Here is a 15,548-nt window from a genome sequence, read left to right on the forward strand (position 1 = left end):
CTATTTCCTCCCGAACAATTTCTCGACATCGTCCATCGCGAGTTTGACCCACGTCGGCCGCCCGTGATTGCACTGGCCGCTGTGCGGGGTGACCTCCATCGTGCGCAGGAGCGCGTTCATTTCGGCAACGCTCAAGGTCCGCCCCGCGCGCACCGACCCATGGCACGCCATCGTCGCCGCAACCAGTTCGAGGCGCTCGCTCAGGCCGAGCGCGGCGTCGTAACCCGCAAGGTCATCGGCGATGTCGGTGACGAGCTTCTGACAATCGATCGCGCCGAGCATCGCGGGGGTCGCGCGGACCATCACGGCGGCGGGGCCGAAGCGTTCGAGTTCGACTCCGAGCGCCGCGAGCTGCGCCGCCGCCGCCTCGAGCCGGTCGCACGCGGGTTCGTCGAGCTCGACGACCTCGGGGAGCAGCAACCCCTGCGACGGAACCGCCTGCCCGCTCATCCCGCGGCGGAGTTGTTCGAGCACCAGCCGCTCGTGCGCGGCGTGCTGGTCGACGATGACGAGGCCATCCTCGGCCTCGGCGACGATATAGGTTTTCGCAATCTGGCCGCGCGCGATGCCGAGCGGATGCGCCTCGGATTCGGGCGGCGGCAGCGTCGCAACCTCTGCGCGCCCCGCGAGTGGCGCGGCGGAAGCAAAGGGCGTGATGCGGTCGTAAACGCGCGCGACATCCTCGCCCGGCGGCGTGATGTCGGCGCCGAACAGATGCACCGCGGGTTCGCTGCGGTGCCCGAACAGGAATCCCGTCGCGGGTTCGGGCGCGACGGGCTCCTGCTGCCAGGCGGCGAGTGCGGCCTCGGCGGGGCGCTGGACGCTGCGGAATCCATGTTCGTCGAGCGCGCGGCGCAGCCCACCGACGATCATCCCGCGCACCAGCTGCGGATCGCGGAAACGCACTTCGGTCTTCGCCGGATGGACGTTCACATCGACCTCGCTCGTCGGCACGTCGAGGAACAACGCGACGACCGGGTGGCGGTCGCGCGCGAGCAGGTCGGCATAGGCACCGCGCAGCGCACCGACGAGCAGCCGGTCCTTCACCGGGCGCCCGTTGACGAACAGATATTGATGATCGGCGATACCGCGATTGTAGGTCGGCAGGCTGATCACGCCGCCCAGATGCACCTCGCCCCGGTCGATATCGACCCCAATGCTGTTGGCGGCGAGGTCGCGCTGCGTCAGCGCGGCGACGCGCGAAAGCCGGTCCTGGCCGCCCTGCACGTCGAGAACGCGCCGCCCGTCATGCTCGACGGTGAAGCCGATATCGGGACGCGCCATCGCGAGCCGCCGCACGACATCGAGGCACGCGGCATATTCGCTGCGTCCGCTGCGGAGGAACTTGCGCCGCGCCGGAACGCGCGCGAACAGGTCCTCGACGGCGACGCGAGTTCCTTTCGCGAGTGCCGCCGGCCCCTCGGCCACCACCGCGCCATTGTCGACAACGCGCTTCCATCCGTCACCCCCCGCGACGCGGCTTTCGAGCGTCAGCCGCGCGACGCTCGCGATCGAGGGCAAGGCCTCGCCGCGGAAACCCATCGTCGCGACATCTTCGATCGCGTCGGTCGGCAGCTTCGAGGTCGCATGGCGTTCGAGCGCGAGCGCCATGTCGGCGGCGGTCATCCCGCACCCGTCGTCCTCGACTTCCAGCCGCGAAATCCCGCCCTCGGCGATTCGCACCGAAATGCGAGTCGCACCCGCGTCGATGGCGTTTTCAACCAGTTCCTTGAGCGCCGCAGCGGGTCTTTCAACCACTTCACCGGCTGCGATCCGATTTACGAGCTTTTCCGGCAGGCGACGTATTGACATGGCCGCTCTCCTAGCGCAGTCGAACGCAAATCGCGACCCATCCGCACAGCCCTGATCATTTTGTCCAGCCACCCTTCGTGGACGAGCCGGAATCTCCCCCTGATTGTAGCTGTCGCCGGCCGGGCGCGCGGATGAAATCACGATAGGGGGCGTGTCCATCAAGGGCGCGGCTTCGCTGACAGGAAGCAGTATCGATGTCCTTCTTTTCCCGCTGGTTCAAATTCAATTCCCAAGACATGGCTATCGACCTCGGCACCGCGAACACGGTTGTGTACGTGCGCGGCAAGGGAATCGTGCTGAATGAACCCTCGGTCGTTGCGGTCGAGACGCTGAACGGCATCAAGCGGGTGAAGGCCGTCGGCGACGACGCGAAGCTGATGATGGGCAAGACCCCCGACAGCATCGAGGCGATCCGCCCGCTGCGCGATGGCGTCATCGCCGACATCGACGTCGCCGAGCAGATGATCAAGCACTTCATCACCAAGGTGCATGGCGGCAAGCCCAACGCGTTCCGCAGCCCCGAAATCGTGATCTGCGTGCCCTCGGGATCGACCAGCGTCGAACGCCGCGCGATCCGCGACGCCGCGTCGAACGCGGGCGCCAGTGAAGTGTGGCTGATCGAAGAACCGATGGCGGCCGCGATCGGCGCCGACATGCCGGTGACCGAGCCGATCGGCTCGATGGTCGTCGACATCGGCGGCGGCACGACCGAAGTCGCCGTGCTCTCGCTCCGCGGCCTTGCCTATACCACCTCGGTGCGCGCCGGCGGCGACAAGATGGACGAATCGATCGTCTCCTATGTCCGCCGACACCATAATCTGCTGATCGGCGAATCGACCGCCGAGCGGATCAAGAAGGATTTCGGCATCGCGCGCATTCCCGCCGACGGCACCGGCCTGACGATCCACATCAAGGGCCGCGACCTCGTCAACGGCGTGCCCAAGGAAATTTCGATCAACCAGGCACAGATCGCCGAAGCGCTGTCCGAACCGATCGGCACGATCGTCGAGGGCGTGCGCATCGCGCTCGAAAACACCGCGCCCGAACTCGCGGCCGACATCGTCGACCAGGGCATCGTACTCACCGGCGGCGGCGCGCTGATCGCCGAGCTCGACGAGCTGCTGCGCGACGCGACCGGCCTGCCCGTCACCGTGGCCGAAGATCCGCTGACCTGCGTCGCGATCGGCACCGGCCGCGCGATGGAAGACCCCGCCTTCCGCGGCGTGTTGCAGCAAGCCTGATACCAAGGCGCTGAACCATGGTCCGCCCGGCACATCGGCGTCCGGGGCAATCCCGAAAGGCCCAGTACAGCCTGTTCGTTGCCTATGTCATTGCGGTGACAGGGGCAGTGGCGGGCCTGTTGCTGGCGGTTCTTTCGGTCGTTGACCCCGTCGGCTTTGCCCAGCTCCGCGTGGCGAGCCAGGAAGTCACCGCACCGATCGCACGCGCGTCGCGGTCGGTGATCGGGTCGATTTCGGGCATCGACGACACCGTCGGCGCCTATGTTGCAGCGGGCACGCAAAACCGGCGGCTGCGCAAGGAACTCGCCGACACGCGGCGCGAGCTTGTCGCGACCAGCTCGCTGCAGGAAGAAAATCGCCAGTTGAAGGCGCTTCTCAAGCTGCAGGAAACCGACAAGACCGCGCTCGCCAACGGTTATCTGCTGACCTCGACCTCGACGAGCAGCAAGCGCATCGCGCTGCTCAGTATCGGCCGCAATCTCGGCGTCGCCGCGGGCCAGCCGGTACGCGGCGCCGACGGGCTGATCGGCCGCGTGCTCGGCAGCGGTCCGTCGGTCTCACAAGTGCTGCTGCTCACCGACGTCGACAATATCGTCCCCGTCCGCCGCGCGCGCGACGGCCTGCCCGCGCTCGCCTATGGCCGCGGCAATGGCGACCTCGACATCCGCACGCTCAACATCGCGAACAATCCGTTCAAGCCCGGCGACATCCTTGTCACCTCAGGCACCGGCGGGCTCTATCCGCCCAATATCCCGGTTGCGATCGTCGTGCGGCGTCAGGACGACGGCGCGCTGGCGCGGCCGCTCGCCGACCCCGGCAAGGTCGATGCGGTGTCGGTGCTGCGCCCCTATACCCCCGACAATATCGAAGCGCAGGGGCTGCCGGGTCCCGCGCCCGTCCCCGCCCCTGCCGGCACGCCATGAACCAGAAGGGTCCGCGCCTCGGCGAACCGGCGTCGCTGTGGCGGATGCGCATCGTGCCGATCGCGAGCGTGATGTTCGCCTCCGCGCTGCCGTTGATGCTGCCGCTGATCGCCAATTCACCGGTGCTGCCGCCGCTCGGCCTGCTGTTCTTCCTGTGCTGGCAGCTATTGCGCACCGAGATGTGGCCGGTCTGGATCGGCCTGCCGCTGGGACTGTGGGACGATCTGTTCAGTGGCCAGCCGATCGGCACGGCGGCGGGGCTGTGGACGATCGCCAGCATCGCGATCCATTATTCGTCGCAGCGCATCTATTGGCGCGGTTTCCTGCACGATTGGGCGATCGCGGCGTTGCTGATCGCGATTATTCAGTCACTCGCCGCGCTGATCGTCCATCCGCACGCCGACACGGGGCGCGTGCTGGGGCTGATCGTGCCGCAGATCATCGTCTCGGCGCTGCTCGTTCCGCTGTTCATGCGCCTGACGGGCAAGTTTGACAATTTCCGCCTGAAACGCCGATAGACTGGTCCCAACCCCCGAATGCCGAAGAAGAAGAGTCCGCCGATTACCGAAGCCTGGAGGGGCATAACCTTCACCCGCCGCGCGCTCGTCGTCGGCGGCGCGCAGGCGGCCGTCGGCGTCGCGCTCGCGGCGCGCATGGCGTATATATCGGTTATCGACAACGACAAATATGTCCTTGAATCCGAAAGCAATCGCGTCAACCTGACCCTCGTCCCGCCGCGACGCGGCTGGATCGTCGACCGCCATGGCAAGGCACTCGCAAACAACCGCGTGTCCTTGCGCATCGACATCATTCCCGACCGGCTGCACAACAAGGATCTGGTGCTCGGGCAGCTTCAGACGCTGCTGCGCCTCGACGGCGACGCGATGGAGCGGATCAATCGCGACCTGAAGGCCGCATCGGGATTCCAGCCCGTCGCGGTCAAGGAAGACATGACCGAGGCCGAATATAGCTCGATCCTCGTCCGCCTGCCCGAACTGCCCGGCGTCGCGCCGCAGCGCGGCTTCGCGCGCAACTATCCGACCGGCGCCGCGGTCGGCCACCTGATCGGCTACGTCGGCGCGCCGACCGCCGAGGAATATCAGAAGGTCAAGGACCCGCTCTACATCACCCCCGGTTTCCGCACCGGCAAGGACGGGCTCGAGAAATATTTCCAGCCGATGCTGCGCGGCGAACCCGGTGCGAAACGCGTCGAGGTCACCGCGCGCGGCAAGGTCGTGCGCGAACTCGGTGTCAAACCCGATACGCAGGGCAAGACCGTCCACCTGACGATCGATGCCGACCTGCAGGAATATGTCGCGCGGCGCATGGGGCGCGAATCGGGCGCAGCGGTCGTGATCGACTGCCAGAACGGTGACATCCTCTCCTTCGTATCGATGCCCAGTTTCGATCCGAACAGCTTTTCGGACGGCATCAGCAGCAACGAATATGCCTGGCTGCGCGCCGACGATCACCAGCCGTTGATCAACAAGGCGACGCGCGGCCTCTATCCGCCGGGCTCGACGCTGAAGCCGATGGCGGCGATCGCTGCGGTCGAACATGGCGTCGACCCGAGCGAACGGCACACCTGCGTCGGCGGCTACCGCCTCGGCAGCCGCTTCTTCCGCTGCCTCGGCACCCACGGCAGCCTCGATATGCCGTCGGCGATCATGAAAAGCTGCAACAGCTATTTCTACTGGCTCGCGCATCGGCTCGGCTATGACGCAATGGCCCCGACGGCACGCCTGCTCGGACTCGGCGAGGAATTCCAGCTCGCGGGCAGCAACCAGCGTTACGGGACCATCCCCGACAGCGCATGGAAGATGAAGAAATACAACCAGGCCTGGTCGGCCTCGGACTCGCTCAACGCGGTCATCGGCCAGGGCTATGTCAGTGTGAACCCGCTCCAGCTTGCGGTGATGGCATCGCGCATCGCATCGGGCCGCCACCTCTATCCGCGGCTGGTCAATCGCGAATTCAAGAATGAGGCCCTGCCCTTCTCGCCCGAAGCGCTCGCCGTCGCGCGCCACGGCATGGATCTTGTCGTCAACGGCGCCGGCACCGCGGTGCGCAGCCGCCTGCCGCTCGACGGCATCACGATGGCGGGCAAGACGGGGACCGCGCAGGTGCGCGGGCTCGGCACCGGAAACGGGAAAAGCGGCACGTGGAAATTCCGCGACCACGGCCTGTTCATCGGCTTCGCGCCGGTCGTCAACCCGCGCTATGCGACCGCCGTCGTGATCGAGCATGGCATGGGCGGCAGCCGCGCCGCGGCGCCGGTGGCCAAGGATTTCATGACCTTCCTCTTCGACCGCGAAAAGGCGATGGAAGCGCTCGAGACTTTCGAAGGCGGCTGGGGCGGCACGATCAAGGAACGGATGGACCGCGACTATGCGGCGTGGAAGGCGGGCGCGTCGAGCGACCCTGAACCGGGGGTGCCGCAATGATCCCCGTCCCGCCTGCCATCCAGCGCTTTCCGTGGAAGCTGATCGCGATCCTCGCCGGGATCACGGGTTTCGGCCTGCTCGTCCTCTATTCGGCCGCGGGCGGCAACTGGTCGCCCTGGGCGTGGCAGCAGGGCGTGCGCTTCCTCGTCTTCCTCGGCGTCGCGCTCGTCATCGGGCGTTTCCCGCTCCGGATATTCGAGGATTTCGCCTATATCGGCTATATCGGCATCCTCGTGCTCCTGATCGCGGTCGAACTGCTCGGTTTCGTCGGCGGGGGCAGCCAGCGATGGCTCAACCTCGGCTTCATGAACCTGCAGCCGTCCGAGCTGATGAAAGTGGCGATCGTCATCGCGCTCGCCCATTTCTACGCCCAACTGCCCCCGGGCAATACGCGCACTTTCACCGCTCTCTGGCCGGCACTGATCATGATCGGGCTCCCCGCGGCGCTCGTCATGCTGCAACCCGACCTCGGCACCGCGCTCGCAATCTGTATCGGCGGCGTGGTGGTGATGTTCGTCGCAGGGCTCCCCTTCTGGTGGTTCGGCAGCACCGCGGTAGCCGGGATCGCAGCGCTGCCCGTGCTTTTCTCGTTCCTGCATGACTATCAGCAAAAACGCGTGCTGATCTTCCTCGACCCCGAAAGCGACCCGCTCGGCGCCGGCTATCATATCAGCCAGTCGAAGATCGCGATCGGGTCGGGCGGCATTGGCGGTAAGGGTTTCCTCAACGGCTCGCAAAGCCACCTCGACTATCTGCCCGAGGGCCATACCGACTTCATCTTCGCGACGATGGCGGAGGAATGGGGGCTGATCGGCGGGCTCGCGCTGCTGTTCGGCTTTTTCCTGCTGCTGCGCTGGTCGACGCGCGTGGCGCTGCGCGCGCGGACGCGCTTCGGCCAGCTCACCGCGGCGGGCCTGACGATGACGATCTTCTTCTACATCGCGATCAACCTGATGATGGTGATGGGCCTCGCCCCTGTCGTCGGCATTCCGCTGCCGCTTTTCTCCTACGGCGGCTCGTCGATGCTCACGATCATGACCTGCGTCGGCATCATGCTGGCGATCGAAAACGACAGCAAAACGGGCAGCCGCCGCTTTCATTGAGAAAAAAATCGGCAAAAAGGCATCGGGGGCATTGCCAACCCCACAGGGGCATGATAGCGGGCCGCTCGCTTCGCAGCAAAGAGGGCTCCTCTTCGCCGCGAGGCACGCCGGAAAACGGCAGTGGACGCATAGCTCAGTTGGTAGAGCAGCTGACTCTTAATCAGCGGGTCCTAGGTTCGAGCCCTAGTGCGTCCACCATTTTTCCCTTGGAATTAAACGATAAAAAGAGAGTTAGAGGAATGCTGGCGAAGCAGATGCTTCTCGCCAGCGCCCTGCGTCCCGGGCCGGGAAATAAGCAGCACGACGGTCAAATACGACAAGCACCGCTACAATCGCCGCAACCGCATCGAAGATCATGTCCGGCCGCCTGAAAAGACTGATGTCGCGTCGCGACGCGCGATGATCGATGCCCGAAGGCCTTCTTCTCCGCCATAGCCCGCGACGCAACCGTCCTCTCCTGGCTCTGATCGATGAGTGCTGACCCTATGAGGCGCGCGTAGAGCGGCGCGAAAGCAGCGCCATCGTCAATATCGCTCCCATGCTTGACAGGCCGAGCCATTCGAGCGAGCCGACCGCCCATCCCAGGCGATCGCCGGCGAGCAGGAATGCCGCGGCAAGGATCGCGATCCCGCTCCATCGCACATAATGGCCCGTGCTCTTGCCGAGCTTGCGGCCGATCAGATCGCGTTGGTGCCTTTCGCGCGAAAGGCATAGCAGGCCAAAGCCCACCGTCGTCAGGAAGAGAAGGAAAAAATGGATCATGCGGCATCCATCGAAGGCGATCCCGGCCGACGCTTTCCATTCGCTACGCGGGGGGCAGCCGATCGGCGCACCAACTTCGAAGCCGCCCATCCAAGGCCGGCCGCAATGAGCAGCATCGAAAGATCGAAACTGGCAAAAACCCAGTCATCGGCGGCAAGGCTGGCAATCAGCGAACGATCGGTAGCCAGCGCGTTGATGATCGGCACCAACGCAAATGACACCGCTGCGGCGGCGAGCACCTCGACCCATGCGCGCGCCGCCGGACGGGCGGCGGCCCAGACGAAGGTGGCGCCCCATGCGATGAAGAAAGCTGCGATCTCGCGGTCGCTGCGCCCCGCACCGCCTGCAGGCAAAAGGCGGTTGGCGAGAAAATAGACGGCGAAGGCGAACGGTAGGCCTGCAATCGCGCCGATGTTGAGTTTTTCAACAAGACGGAAGCCGAAGTGCGGCCGATCGGGATTGGCCAGCTTCGCACGGCGCTTCACGGTCCACAGGATCAGACCCGAACCCACCATGACGCATCCGGCAAGACCCGAGAGGAAATAGAGGGCGCGAAGGACGCCGCTCGCGAAGCGCCCGGCGTGCAGGCCGATCATCGTGCCTTCGGTCGATGTTGCTGCGCCCGACGGATTATATGCGGAAATCGGCTTCCCGGTCACCCCGTCGAAGGTCAGCGACCGCGGCCGGACCGACATGCCCGAATCCGGGGCGGTGGAAACGATGATCTTCGCGGTCCGGTCTCCCGGATTTAGGATACGGACGCTGCCGGCGCCGACGCCCCAGATACGCTCGGCCTCGCCGACGAGCGGCGCCACCGCGACAAGCGGCGCCGGCCCGGCATTTTCGGCCGGCGCTGGCCAGGGAAAGCTTGCCTCGAAGAATTTCTCTTCGCTGGCATAGTTCGCGACGATACCCCAGGGCATATAGTGCGTCGCGAGGCTGACGAGCCCGGTATAGGTGATCATCAGGATGAAGGGCAGGAAGAGGACGCTCGACGCATTGTGCGCATCGAGCCAGCTCCGCTGCCCCTTTCCGAGACGGAGCAGGAAGAAGTCGGCAATGATCTTCTTGTGCGTGACTATTCCCGACAGGATTGCGACGAGCATCGCCATCGCGGCGATCCCGACGATCCAGCGCGCCCAATACCAGTTGATGTAGTGAAGATTATAATGAAACCGGTAGAAGAAGTCGCCACCGCGAGTTTCGCGCGCTTCCACCTTTCGCCCCGCACCGTCGAGGCGTGCATCGGTTGGCGCATCCGCCGGCGCGCCGGGTCCATTCACCCAATAGAGTTGCAGGCCTGCGGCGCGCTTGCCCGCCGAATAGATCGACCACTCGCTGGCGCCGGGGACTTCGCGCTCAAGCCAGCGCGTCGCCGCGGCGAAGCTTTCGGGCCGTCAACCGGCACGCTCCGCACCTCGGGCGTCATCCAGGCGGTGATTTCTTCCTGGAAATAGGAAGCGGTGCCGGTCACGAAGATCGCGAACAACAGCCAGCCCAGCACCAGCCCGGTCCAGGTATGAAGCCACGCCATCGATTGCCGGAAACCGTTCTTCACAACCGGCCTCCCCAAATGATGAAACACCAGTCGGCGAGCCCCGCGGCCACGCCGGTCGCAATCAGGCCCATCCACAACTGCGACACCGAGCGCACCGCGAATGCGGTCATCGCGAGCCCCGCGAAGATCGGGAAGGACAGGAGCGTCGCGCCGATCGACGCCTGTTGGGGTCCGCCGGGCAGCAGCCGGGCGAGCAGCATGGTGAGCGCGCTCGTCACGGCGTAGTTGAGCGGAACCGCCGCGATCGCGCGTGCGGTCACGTCGCGCCATCGCTTGCTGCGCCAGGTTTCGATCGCCTTGTTCATGGCACGCCTATCGCAATATTGCGACTCACTCGCAATAGCCCTTCCCTCATCCAAGCTGCGCGCGATCAGAAGCGGTAGCCGATCGTGCCCATCACATTGCGCGGCGCGCCAACGAAGCAGTCGCCGCGTGCGAGGCAGGATGCGAAATATTTGTTGTTGAGCAGGTTTGTCGCGTTGACCGCGAAGCGCCAGTTGTTCCAGCTGATCTCGGCCAGCGCATCGACTGTCGTGCGCGACGGCGTAACGATCGACCAGACATTGCTCGTCGAGACGCTCTTGCCGCTATAGACGACACCGGCGCCGAGGCGCAGCTGAGCGTCCTCGGGAAGACCAAAGGTCTTGGTCGACCAAAGCGATGCGGTATGGCGCGGCATATAGTCGAGGCTGGTGTTGGTTTCGGACTTGAGCTTCGAATAGCCGTAATTGGCGAGCAGTTCGAAATTGCCGGGGAGCGTGTGGCTGGCCTCGATCTCGAAGCCCTTGGTGTTGAGTTCGCCCGACTGGGTCGTACCGCCCGCGGCAAGATAGAGGACGCGGTTGCGTTCCTTGATCTTGAAAGCGGTGGCGGTGACGAGCGTGTTCGGCGTCGGCTGCCACTTCACCCCGGCTTCATATTGCGTGCCGGTTTGCGGGCGATAGGGATCGCCGAAGGTGCCGTCGCCATTGTCGATGCGGCCCGCGACCGGCAGGAAGCTTTCGGTATAGCTGAAGAAGGGCGAGAAGCCTGCGCCGATCTCGCCGATGATGCCGGCGCGGAAGGTCGTGGCATTGTCCTTCTGCCCCGACGAGCCGGTGACGCGGTCGCGGCGCGCTCCGAGCACGACCGAGACGCGGTCGAAGAAGCGGATCTGGTCCTGGATATAGACGCCCAGCTGCTTCTGGCTTTCCGTGGTGAAGGGGCCGCTCGGGTCATAGGTCTGCAGCGCGTCATAATCGATGTCATAGAGGTCGACGAGCTCGAAGCCACCGGCATAGCGTTTCTGCACCTTGTTCCAGCTGTAATCCACGCCGAGCAGCAGCTTGTGCTCGATGTTGGCGCCGGTGTTGAAATCGAACTGGAGATTATTGTCGGTCGAAAAGACGTTCATGCGCGCGTCGCTGGCGTCGGCGATCAGGGCAATCGTGCGGCCGTTGGTGCCATAGACAGAGAAAGGGTCCTGCGGGTTCGTATAACTGTCGGCGTAGTGCGTGTTATATTCGAGGTCGCTGTCGATGTAGCGCGCCTTCAGGCTGAGCTTCACATTGTCCGAGAAGCGATGGGTGATCGACCCGCCGCCCTGCAGCGAGCGGCCATTATAGCGGTCCCAGCCCGCCTTGCCGACGAAGGTGTAGCGATCGAGCTGCGCGCCGGCGACGGTGTTGGGCCGGAAGGTGCCGACGATCGGCAGGAATTGCGAGGTCGAGCCTGTGTCGTCCTCCTGATAGAGGCCGGTGAGTATGACGTCGGTGTCGGGGGTCGGCTGCCAGCGGATCGAAGGCGCGAACATCACGCGGTCGTCGGGCACGTGATCGACATAGGTATCGGCATCGCGCGCGCGACCGACAAAGCGCACAGCAAGATTGTCGGTGAGCGCGAGGTTGAGGTCGCCCAACACTTCCTTCCGGTCATAGCTGCCATAGACGAGGCTCAATTCGCCGCGTGTTGTAAAGTCGGGCGTCTTGCTGACGAGATTGACGAGGCCGCCGATCGAACCCTGACCGAACAGCACCGAGGCCGGGCCGCGGACGATCTCAACGCGCGAGAAATTATACGGGTCCGAGGTGATCGAGGCATAATAGGAAAAGATGTCGCGCATGCCGTCGCGGAACTGCAACGCGTCGAGGCCGCGGACGTTGAAGCCGTCGACGCGCGTGTCGCGGCCATAGGGATTGGCGAGGACACCGGCGGCATATTTCACCGTGTCGCTGATGCTGATCGCACCCTGCGCCTCAAACTGGTCGGCCGTGATGACCTTGATCGGCTGAGGCAATTCGGCGAGCGCGGTGTCAGTCTTGGTTCCGGTATAGCCGGTAACGACAATGGTATCCTCACCGGTGTCCGTATCGGCTTCGGCAGAGGTCCCGCCGGCCGCGTCGACCGAAGCGGCGGCGTCGACGCCCTCGCCCGCCCACGCCGGGTTGACGCCAAGAGCCAGTGCGGCTGCGCCGCAAAGCGCGATCATTCGGACGGTCATTGCGTTTCCCTTTTTGCGACTCAATCTCAACTTGCGGTGGCGGCTATAGCGAACGGTTCGCAATAGCAAGCTAGTAATAATCATTTGCAACAGAAGGTTTGAACGGCCACAGAGCGCGTGCGACGCGCTTCGTCCGCAAACAGAAACGCCGCTCAGACCCACTCGGAAAAGAGGGATGCCCCGATGAAAAAGACTTTTGCAGCCGTGCTGGCCTTCAGCTTCCTCGTGTCGCCTGCGACGGCACATGAGGTATGGATCGAGCGCGACGGCAATGCTCCGGCGCGCATCTACCTCGGCGAACCGGCAGAGGCCGTTCCCGAAAACGGCGATCCCGAATTCCCCAAGCTGAAAGCGCCCATCCTCTTCGCCGAAAGCCGGGATCGCCCCGCCCCGCTCGTCCGCCGCGCCAATCATATCGAAGCCGCTGTGAACGCAACCGGCGATGTTCGCCTCGTCGACGAGAATGTCTTCGAGCCCTGGGCCGGCGAAGGCGGCAAGTTGCAGGGCGTCGTCTATCACGCGCGCGCGGGCCGGGCCGAGACGCGGCATGCGCTGGACCTGGAGATCGTCCCGATCGCCGCAAACGGGAACAGCTTCAGGGTTCTGTGGCAGGGTAGCCCTCTGCCCGGCGCCAAGCTGACCGTGATCGATCCCGACCGCTGGACCAAGATCCATGTCGCCGACGACCGGGGCGTCGTCACCACCCCCGAACGCGGCACCGGACGCTACCTGCTCTCGACGAGCCACGAGATTGCGGGCGAACGCCAGCTCGGCGGCAAAAGCGTCGCGAGCACCGTCCACGTCTCCACGCTGACTTTCGTCGCGCCCTGACGACCGCAATCCCGCCGAGGGACGCCGGATCGCATCGAAAAGCGAAATCGATGCGATCCCCTATATTGCAAATGCGAGTTAATCGCATTACTGGCGCCGCATTCGGCCGGAGGCCGTCTGAAAAAGGGGAAGATCATGCACCGCTCATTCCGTTTCCTGCTGACCGGATCGGCCTGGCTGTGCGCTCCCGCGATGCTCCATGCACAACAGGTAGAGGGACCGGCTTATCCGGATGACGGGGCGGACGATGCCATTGTCGTGACTGGCTATGGCCGGACCGACCAGCCCACGGCCGCGACCGGCCTTCAACTATCCCCGCTCGAAACGCCGCAGACGATCAGCGTCATCACGCAGCAGCAGATCAAGGACCAGGCGTTCAACACGATCAACGATGCGCTCGATTTCACTGTCGGCATTTCCAAGAAGGATGTCGACCGCGGACGCAGCGCGATCACCGCACGCGGTTTCGAGGTTCAGAATTTTCAGCTCGACGGCGCGCCGTTCCAGAATGGCAATGTCGGTTTTGGCGAGACCAGCACCGCGCAATATGAACGCGTCGATCTGGTGCGCGGCGCCGCTGGCCTGATGCAGGGCGCAGGCGATCCGTCGGCGGTCGTCAACCTGATCCGCAAACATGCGACGGCCAGCGAATTCAAGGGCGACATCAGCCTAGAAGCGGGGTCGTGGGACCGCTTCGCGGCGACCCTCGACGTGCAATCGCCGCTCAACTCTGCGGGGACGGTGCGCGCACGCGCAGTCGCCCAAGCCTATACGCAAGACAGCTTCGTCGATCTGGAAAAGAAGAAGGGCCTCCTCCTCTATGGCGTCATCGACGCTGATCTGGACGACCGCACGACGCTGTCGATCGGCGCAAGCTACCAGCGCGACGAGCGCGACGGGATCATGTGGGCGCAATTGCCCTATTGGTACACCGACGGCACGCGGACCGACTGGCCGCGTTCCAAGACCACGGGCGCCGACTGGGGGTTCTGGAACACCACCGAGATTTCCGCCTTTGCCACGCTCAAGCGCGAACTCGGCGGCGACTGGGAAATTCGCGGCGATATCGGATATCACAAGGGGCTCGAAAATTCGAAGCTGCTGTGGCTCGACGGCCTGCCCGACCGCGTGACCGGCGCAGGCGTGGGCACCTCTGGCTATTGGTACAAGACCGATCCCGAACAATGGCATGGAAGCGTCCAGGCGCATGGCAGCTTCGCCCTGCTCGGCGGCCGGCACGACCTCGCCTTCGGCGCGATGGCGAGCCGCGTCGACGATGGCTGGACGAACCGCGATCCGGTCGCGATCGACCCGATCGACGATTTCAACAGCTTCGACGGCGGGCTCGCCGAGCCCGAATGGGGCGCGCGTTATGACATGTCCGGCTTCGGCCATACGACGCAGGCGGCAGCCTATGCCTCGACGCGGATAAACCTGGTCGGGGAGCTGAAGCTCATCGGCGGCGGGCGGCTCAGCTATTACAAGCGCAACGAGCAGGTGAGCCTGTACAGCCCCACCCCCTACACGCTGTCGTACAAGGGCCAGATCACGCCCTATGTCGGGCTGGTCTACAACTTCACGGACAATCTGTCGGCCTATGCGAGCTATACCAATATCTTCAAGCCGCAGGGCGATCTGCGCGACCGGAACAACAGGCTGATCGATCCGCTCGAAGGCACCAATTATGAAGCCGGCCTGAAAGCGCTGCTGTTCGACGGCCAGTTGCTCGCGACGGTCTCGGTCTACCGGATCGAACAGGACAATATGGCGGTGCCCGACGGGTTTATTCCCGGCACGCCGATCCAGGCCTATCGCGGCGCCAAGGGAACCGTGGCCAAGGGCTATGAACTGGAAGTCGTCGGCAAGATCACCCCGCAATGGGACATCAGCGCCGGCTGGAGCGACTATAGCGCCAAGGATGCCGAAGGCGCGCATGTGCTCGCGCATCAGCCGCGCCGCGTGTTCAACTTTGCGACCCGATACGATTTCACCGGCACGCTCGACGGGCTGAGCCTCGGCGGCGCGCTCAAATGGGAGAGCCGCCCCCCTGTAACGGCTGACAATCCGGGGACCGGCGTGACCGAACGGATCGGCCAACCCGCCTATGCCATCGCCAATATCATGGCACGCTACGACTTGACCGAAGCCTTGTCGCTGCAAGTCAACGTCGACAATATCTTCGACAAGCGCTTCTTCAGCGGCAATGTGTGGTTCCCGGGCTTCGTCTATGGCGAGCCCCGCAACGGCCGCGTGACGCTGCGATACGCATTCTGATCAGCCGCGCGCTTGGAAGGAGATTATCGCGGTGGCGAGCTATGGGACATCAACATAAATGTGAGCGTACTCCCGTTTGAGCTGGTCGATCGAGGCCACGATGGACTGCCTCGCATCGTGC

13 protein-coding genes and 1 tRNA gene are annotated in these 15,548 nt (G+C 64.5%); 8 read left to right on the plus strand and 6 right to left on the minus strand.

Going from position 1 to position 15,548, the window contains the following annotated elements; translation table 11 throughout:
* Entirely contained in the window at positions 1-1,812 is a 1,812-nt protein-coding gene (gene mutL, locus VGN62_RS16440; protein WP_327455837.1) for a DNA mismatch repair endonuclease MutL, read from the minus strand.
* A gap of 194 nt (positions 1,813-2,006) precedes the next feature.
* Between mutL and VGN62_RS16445 the strand changes: the two genes are divergently transcribed.
* The 6 genes from VGN62_RS16445 (at position 2,007) to VGN62_RS16470 (ending at position 7,721) form a co-directional block, all read left to right on the plus strand.
* Entirely contained in the window at positions 2,007-3,053 is a 1,047-nt protein-coding gene (locus tag VGN62_RS16445) for a rod shape-determining protein (protein WP_327455839.1), read from the plus strand.
* A gap of 17 nt (positions 3,054-3,070) precedes the next feature.
* Complete coding sequence (gene mreC / locus VGN62_RS16450; RefSeq protein ID WP_327455841.1) at positions 3,071-3,976, plus strand: rod shape-determining protein MreC; 906 nt, start codon at positions 3,071-3,073, stop codon at positions 3,974-3,976.
* The gene (locus VGN62_RS16455; protein ID WP_327455843.1) at positions 3,973-4,494 is read left to right on the plus strand and encodes a rod shape-determining protein MreD; all 522 of its coding nucleotides are present in this window, start codon (positions 3,973-3,975) and stop codon (positions 4,492-4,494) included. Before mreC ends, VGN62_RS16455 begins: the two co-directional genes overlap by 4 nt.
* A gap of 18 nt (positions 4,495-4,512) precedes the next feature.
* Positions 4,513-6,420 carry a penicillin-binding protein 2 gene (gene mrdA / locus VGN62_RS16460; protein WP_327455845.1) on the plus strand — a complete coding sequence of 636 codons (1,908 nt, stop codon included), beginning with the start codon at positions 4,513-4,515 and terminating at the stop codon, positions 6,418-6,420.
* Positions 6,417-7,523 (plus strand): rod shape-determining protein RodA, encoded by a 1,107-nt coding sequence (gene rodA, locus VGN62_RS16465; protein ID WP_327455847.1) that lies wholly within the window; start codon positions 6,417-6,419, stop codon positions 7,521-7,523. Before mrdA ends, rodA begins: the two co-directional genes overlap by 4 nt.
* A gap of 122 nt (positions 7,524-7,645) precedes the next feature.
* Positions 7,646-7,721: transfer RNA gene (locus tag VGN62_RS16470), tRNA-Lys, on the plus strand.
* A gap of 285 nt (positions 7,722-8,006) precedes the next feature.
* On the opposite strand, the gene VGN62_RS16480 is transcribed toward VGN62_RS16470, so the two are convergent.
* From VGN62_RS16480 to VGN62_RS16500, 5 genes are all read right to left on the minus strand, one after another.
* On the minus strand, positions 8,007-8,285 hold the full coding sequence (locus tag VGN62_RS16480) for a DUF3325 domain-containing protein (RefSeq protein ID WP_327455849.1): 279 nt from the start codon (positions 8,283-8,285) through the stop codon (positions 8,007-8,009).
* Positions 8,282-9,502 (minus strand): PepSY-associated TM helix domain-containing protein, encoded by a 1,221-nt coding sequence (locus VGN62_RS16485; RefSeq protein WP_327455851.1) that lies wholly within the window; start codon positions 9,500-9,502, stop codon positions 8,282-8,284. The genes VGN62_RS16480 and VGN62_RS16485 overlap by 4 nt, the downstream gene beginning before the upstream one ends.
* Before the next feature lie 62 nt (positions 9,503-9,564).
* A complete protein-coding gene (locus VGN62_RS16490; protein WP_327455853.1) occupies positions 9,565-9,843 on the minus strand; it encodes a PepSY-associated TM helix domain-containing protein in 279 nt (92 codons plus the stop codon).
* A complete protein-coding gene (locus VGN62_RS16495) occupies positions 9,840-10,148 on the minus strand; it encodes a hypothetical protein (protein ID WP_327455855.1) in 309 nt (102 codons plus the stop codon). The genes VGN62_RS16490 and VGN62_RS16495 overlap by 4 nt, the downstream gene beginning before the upstream one ends.
* Before the next feature lie 65 nt (positions 10,149-10,213).
* Positions 10,214-12,322 (minus strand): TonB-dependent siderophore receptor, encoded by a 2,109-nt coding sequence (locus VGN62_RS16500; protein ID WP_327455857.1) that lies wholly within the window; start codon positions 12,320-12,322, stop codon positions 10,214-10,216.
* Between the two features lie 183 nt (positions 12,323-12,505).
* Here VGN62_RS16500 and VGN62_RS16505 point away from each other — a divergent pair, with 183 nt between their 5' ends.
* Both VGN62_RS16505 and VGN62_RS16510 read left to right on the plus strand, forming a co-directional pair.
* A complete protein-coding gene (locus VGN62_RS16505; protein ID WP_327455860.1) occupies positions 12,506-13,153 on the plus strand; it encodes a DUF4198 domain-containing protein in 648 nt (215 codons plus the stop codon).
* 135 nt (positions 13,154-13,288) lie between these two features.
* Positions 13,289-15,427 carry a TonB-dependent siderophore receptor gene (locus VGN62_RS16510; protein WP_327455862.1) on the plus strand — a complete coding sequence of 713 codons (2,139 nt, stop codon included), beginning with the start codon at positions 13,289-13,291 and terminating at the stop codon, positions 15,425-15,427.
* Positions 15,428-15,548: the final 121 nt, after the last annotated feature.

It is taken from the genome of Sphingopyxis sp., assembly GCF_035998905.1.
Lineage (GTDB): Bacteria > Pseudomonadota > Alphaproteobacteria > Sphingomonadales > Sphingomonadaceae > Sphingopyxis.

What these genes read in the sequence shown, in the direction of transcription:
- mutL (WP_327455837.1), bottom strand. Translation starts at nt 1,812, where the DNA reads ATGTCAATACGTCGCCTGCCGGAAAAGCTCGTAAATCGGATCGCAGCC.
- VGN62_RS16445 (WP_327455839.1), top strand. Translation starts at nt 2,007, where the DNA reads ATGTCCTTCTTTTCCCGCTGGTTCAAATTCAATTCCCAAGACATGGCT.
- mreC (WP_327455841.1), top strand. Translation starts at nt 3,071, where the DNA reads ATGGTCCGCCCGGCACATCGGCGTCCGGGGCAATCCCGAAAGGCCCAG.
- VGN62_RS16455 (WP_327455843.1), top strand. Translation starts at nt 3,973, where the DNA reads ATGAACCAGAAGGGTCCGCGCCTCGGCGAACCGGCGTCGCTGTGGCGG.
- mrdA (WP_327455845.1), top strand. Translation starts at nt 4,513, where the DNA reads ATGCCGAAGAAGAAGAGTCCGCCGATTACCGAAGCCTGGAGGGGCATA.
- rodA (WP_327455847.1), top strand. Translation starts at nt 6,417, where the DNA reads ATGATCCCCGTCCCGCCTGCCATCCAGCGCTTTCCGTGGAAGCTGATC.
- VGN62_RS16480 (WP_327455849.1), bottom strand. Translation starts at nt 8,285, where the DNA reads ATGATCCATTTTTTCCTTCTCTTCCTGACGACGGTGGGCTTTGGCCTG.
- VGN62_RS16495 (WP_327455855.1), bottom strand. Translation starts at nt 10,148, where the DNA reads ATGAACAAGGCGATCGAAACCTGGCGCAGCAAGCGATGGCGCGACGTG.
- VGN62_RS16500 (WP_327455857.1), bottom strand. Translation starts at nt 12,322, where the DNA reads ATGACCGTCCGAATGATCGCGCTTTGCGGCGCAGCCGCACTGGCTCTT.
- VGN62_RS16505 (WP_327455860.1), top strand. Translation starts at nt 12,506, where the DNA reads ATGAAAAAGACTTTTGCAGCCGTGCTGGCCTTCAGCTTCCTCGTGTCG.
- VGN62_RS16510 (WP_327455862.1), top strand. Translation starts at nt 13,289, where the DNA reads ATGCACCGCTCATTCCGTTTCCTGCTGACCGGATCGGCCTGGCTGTGC.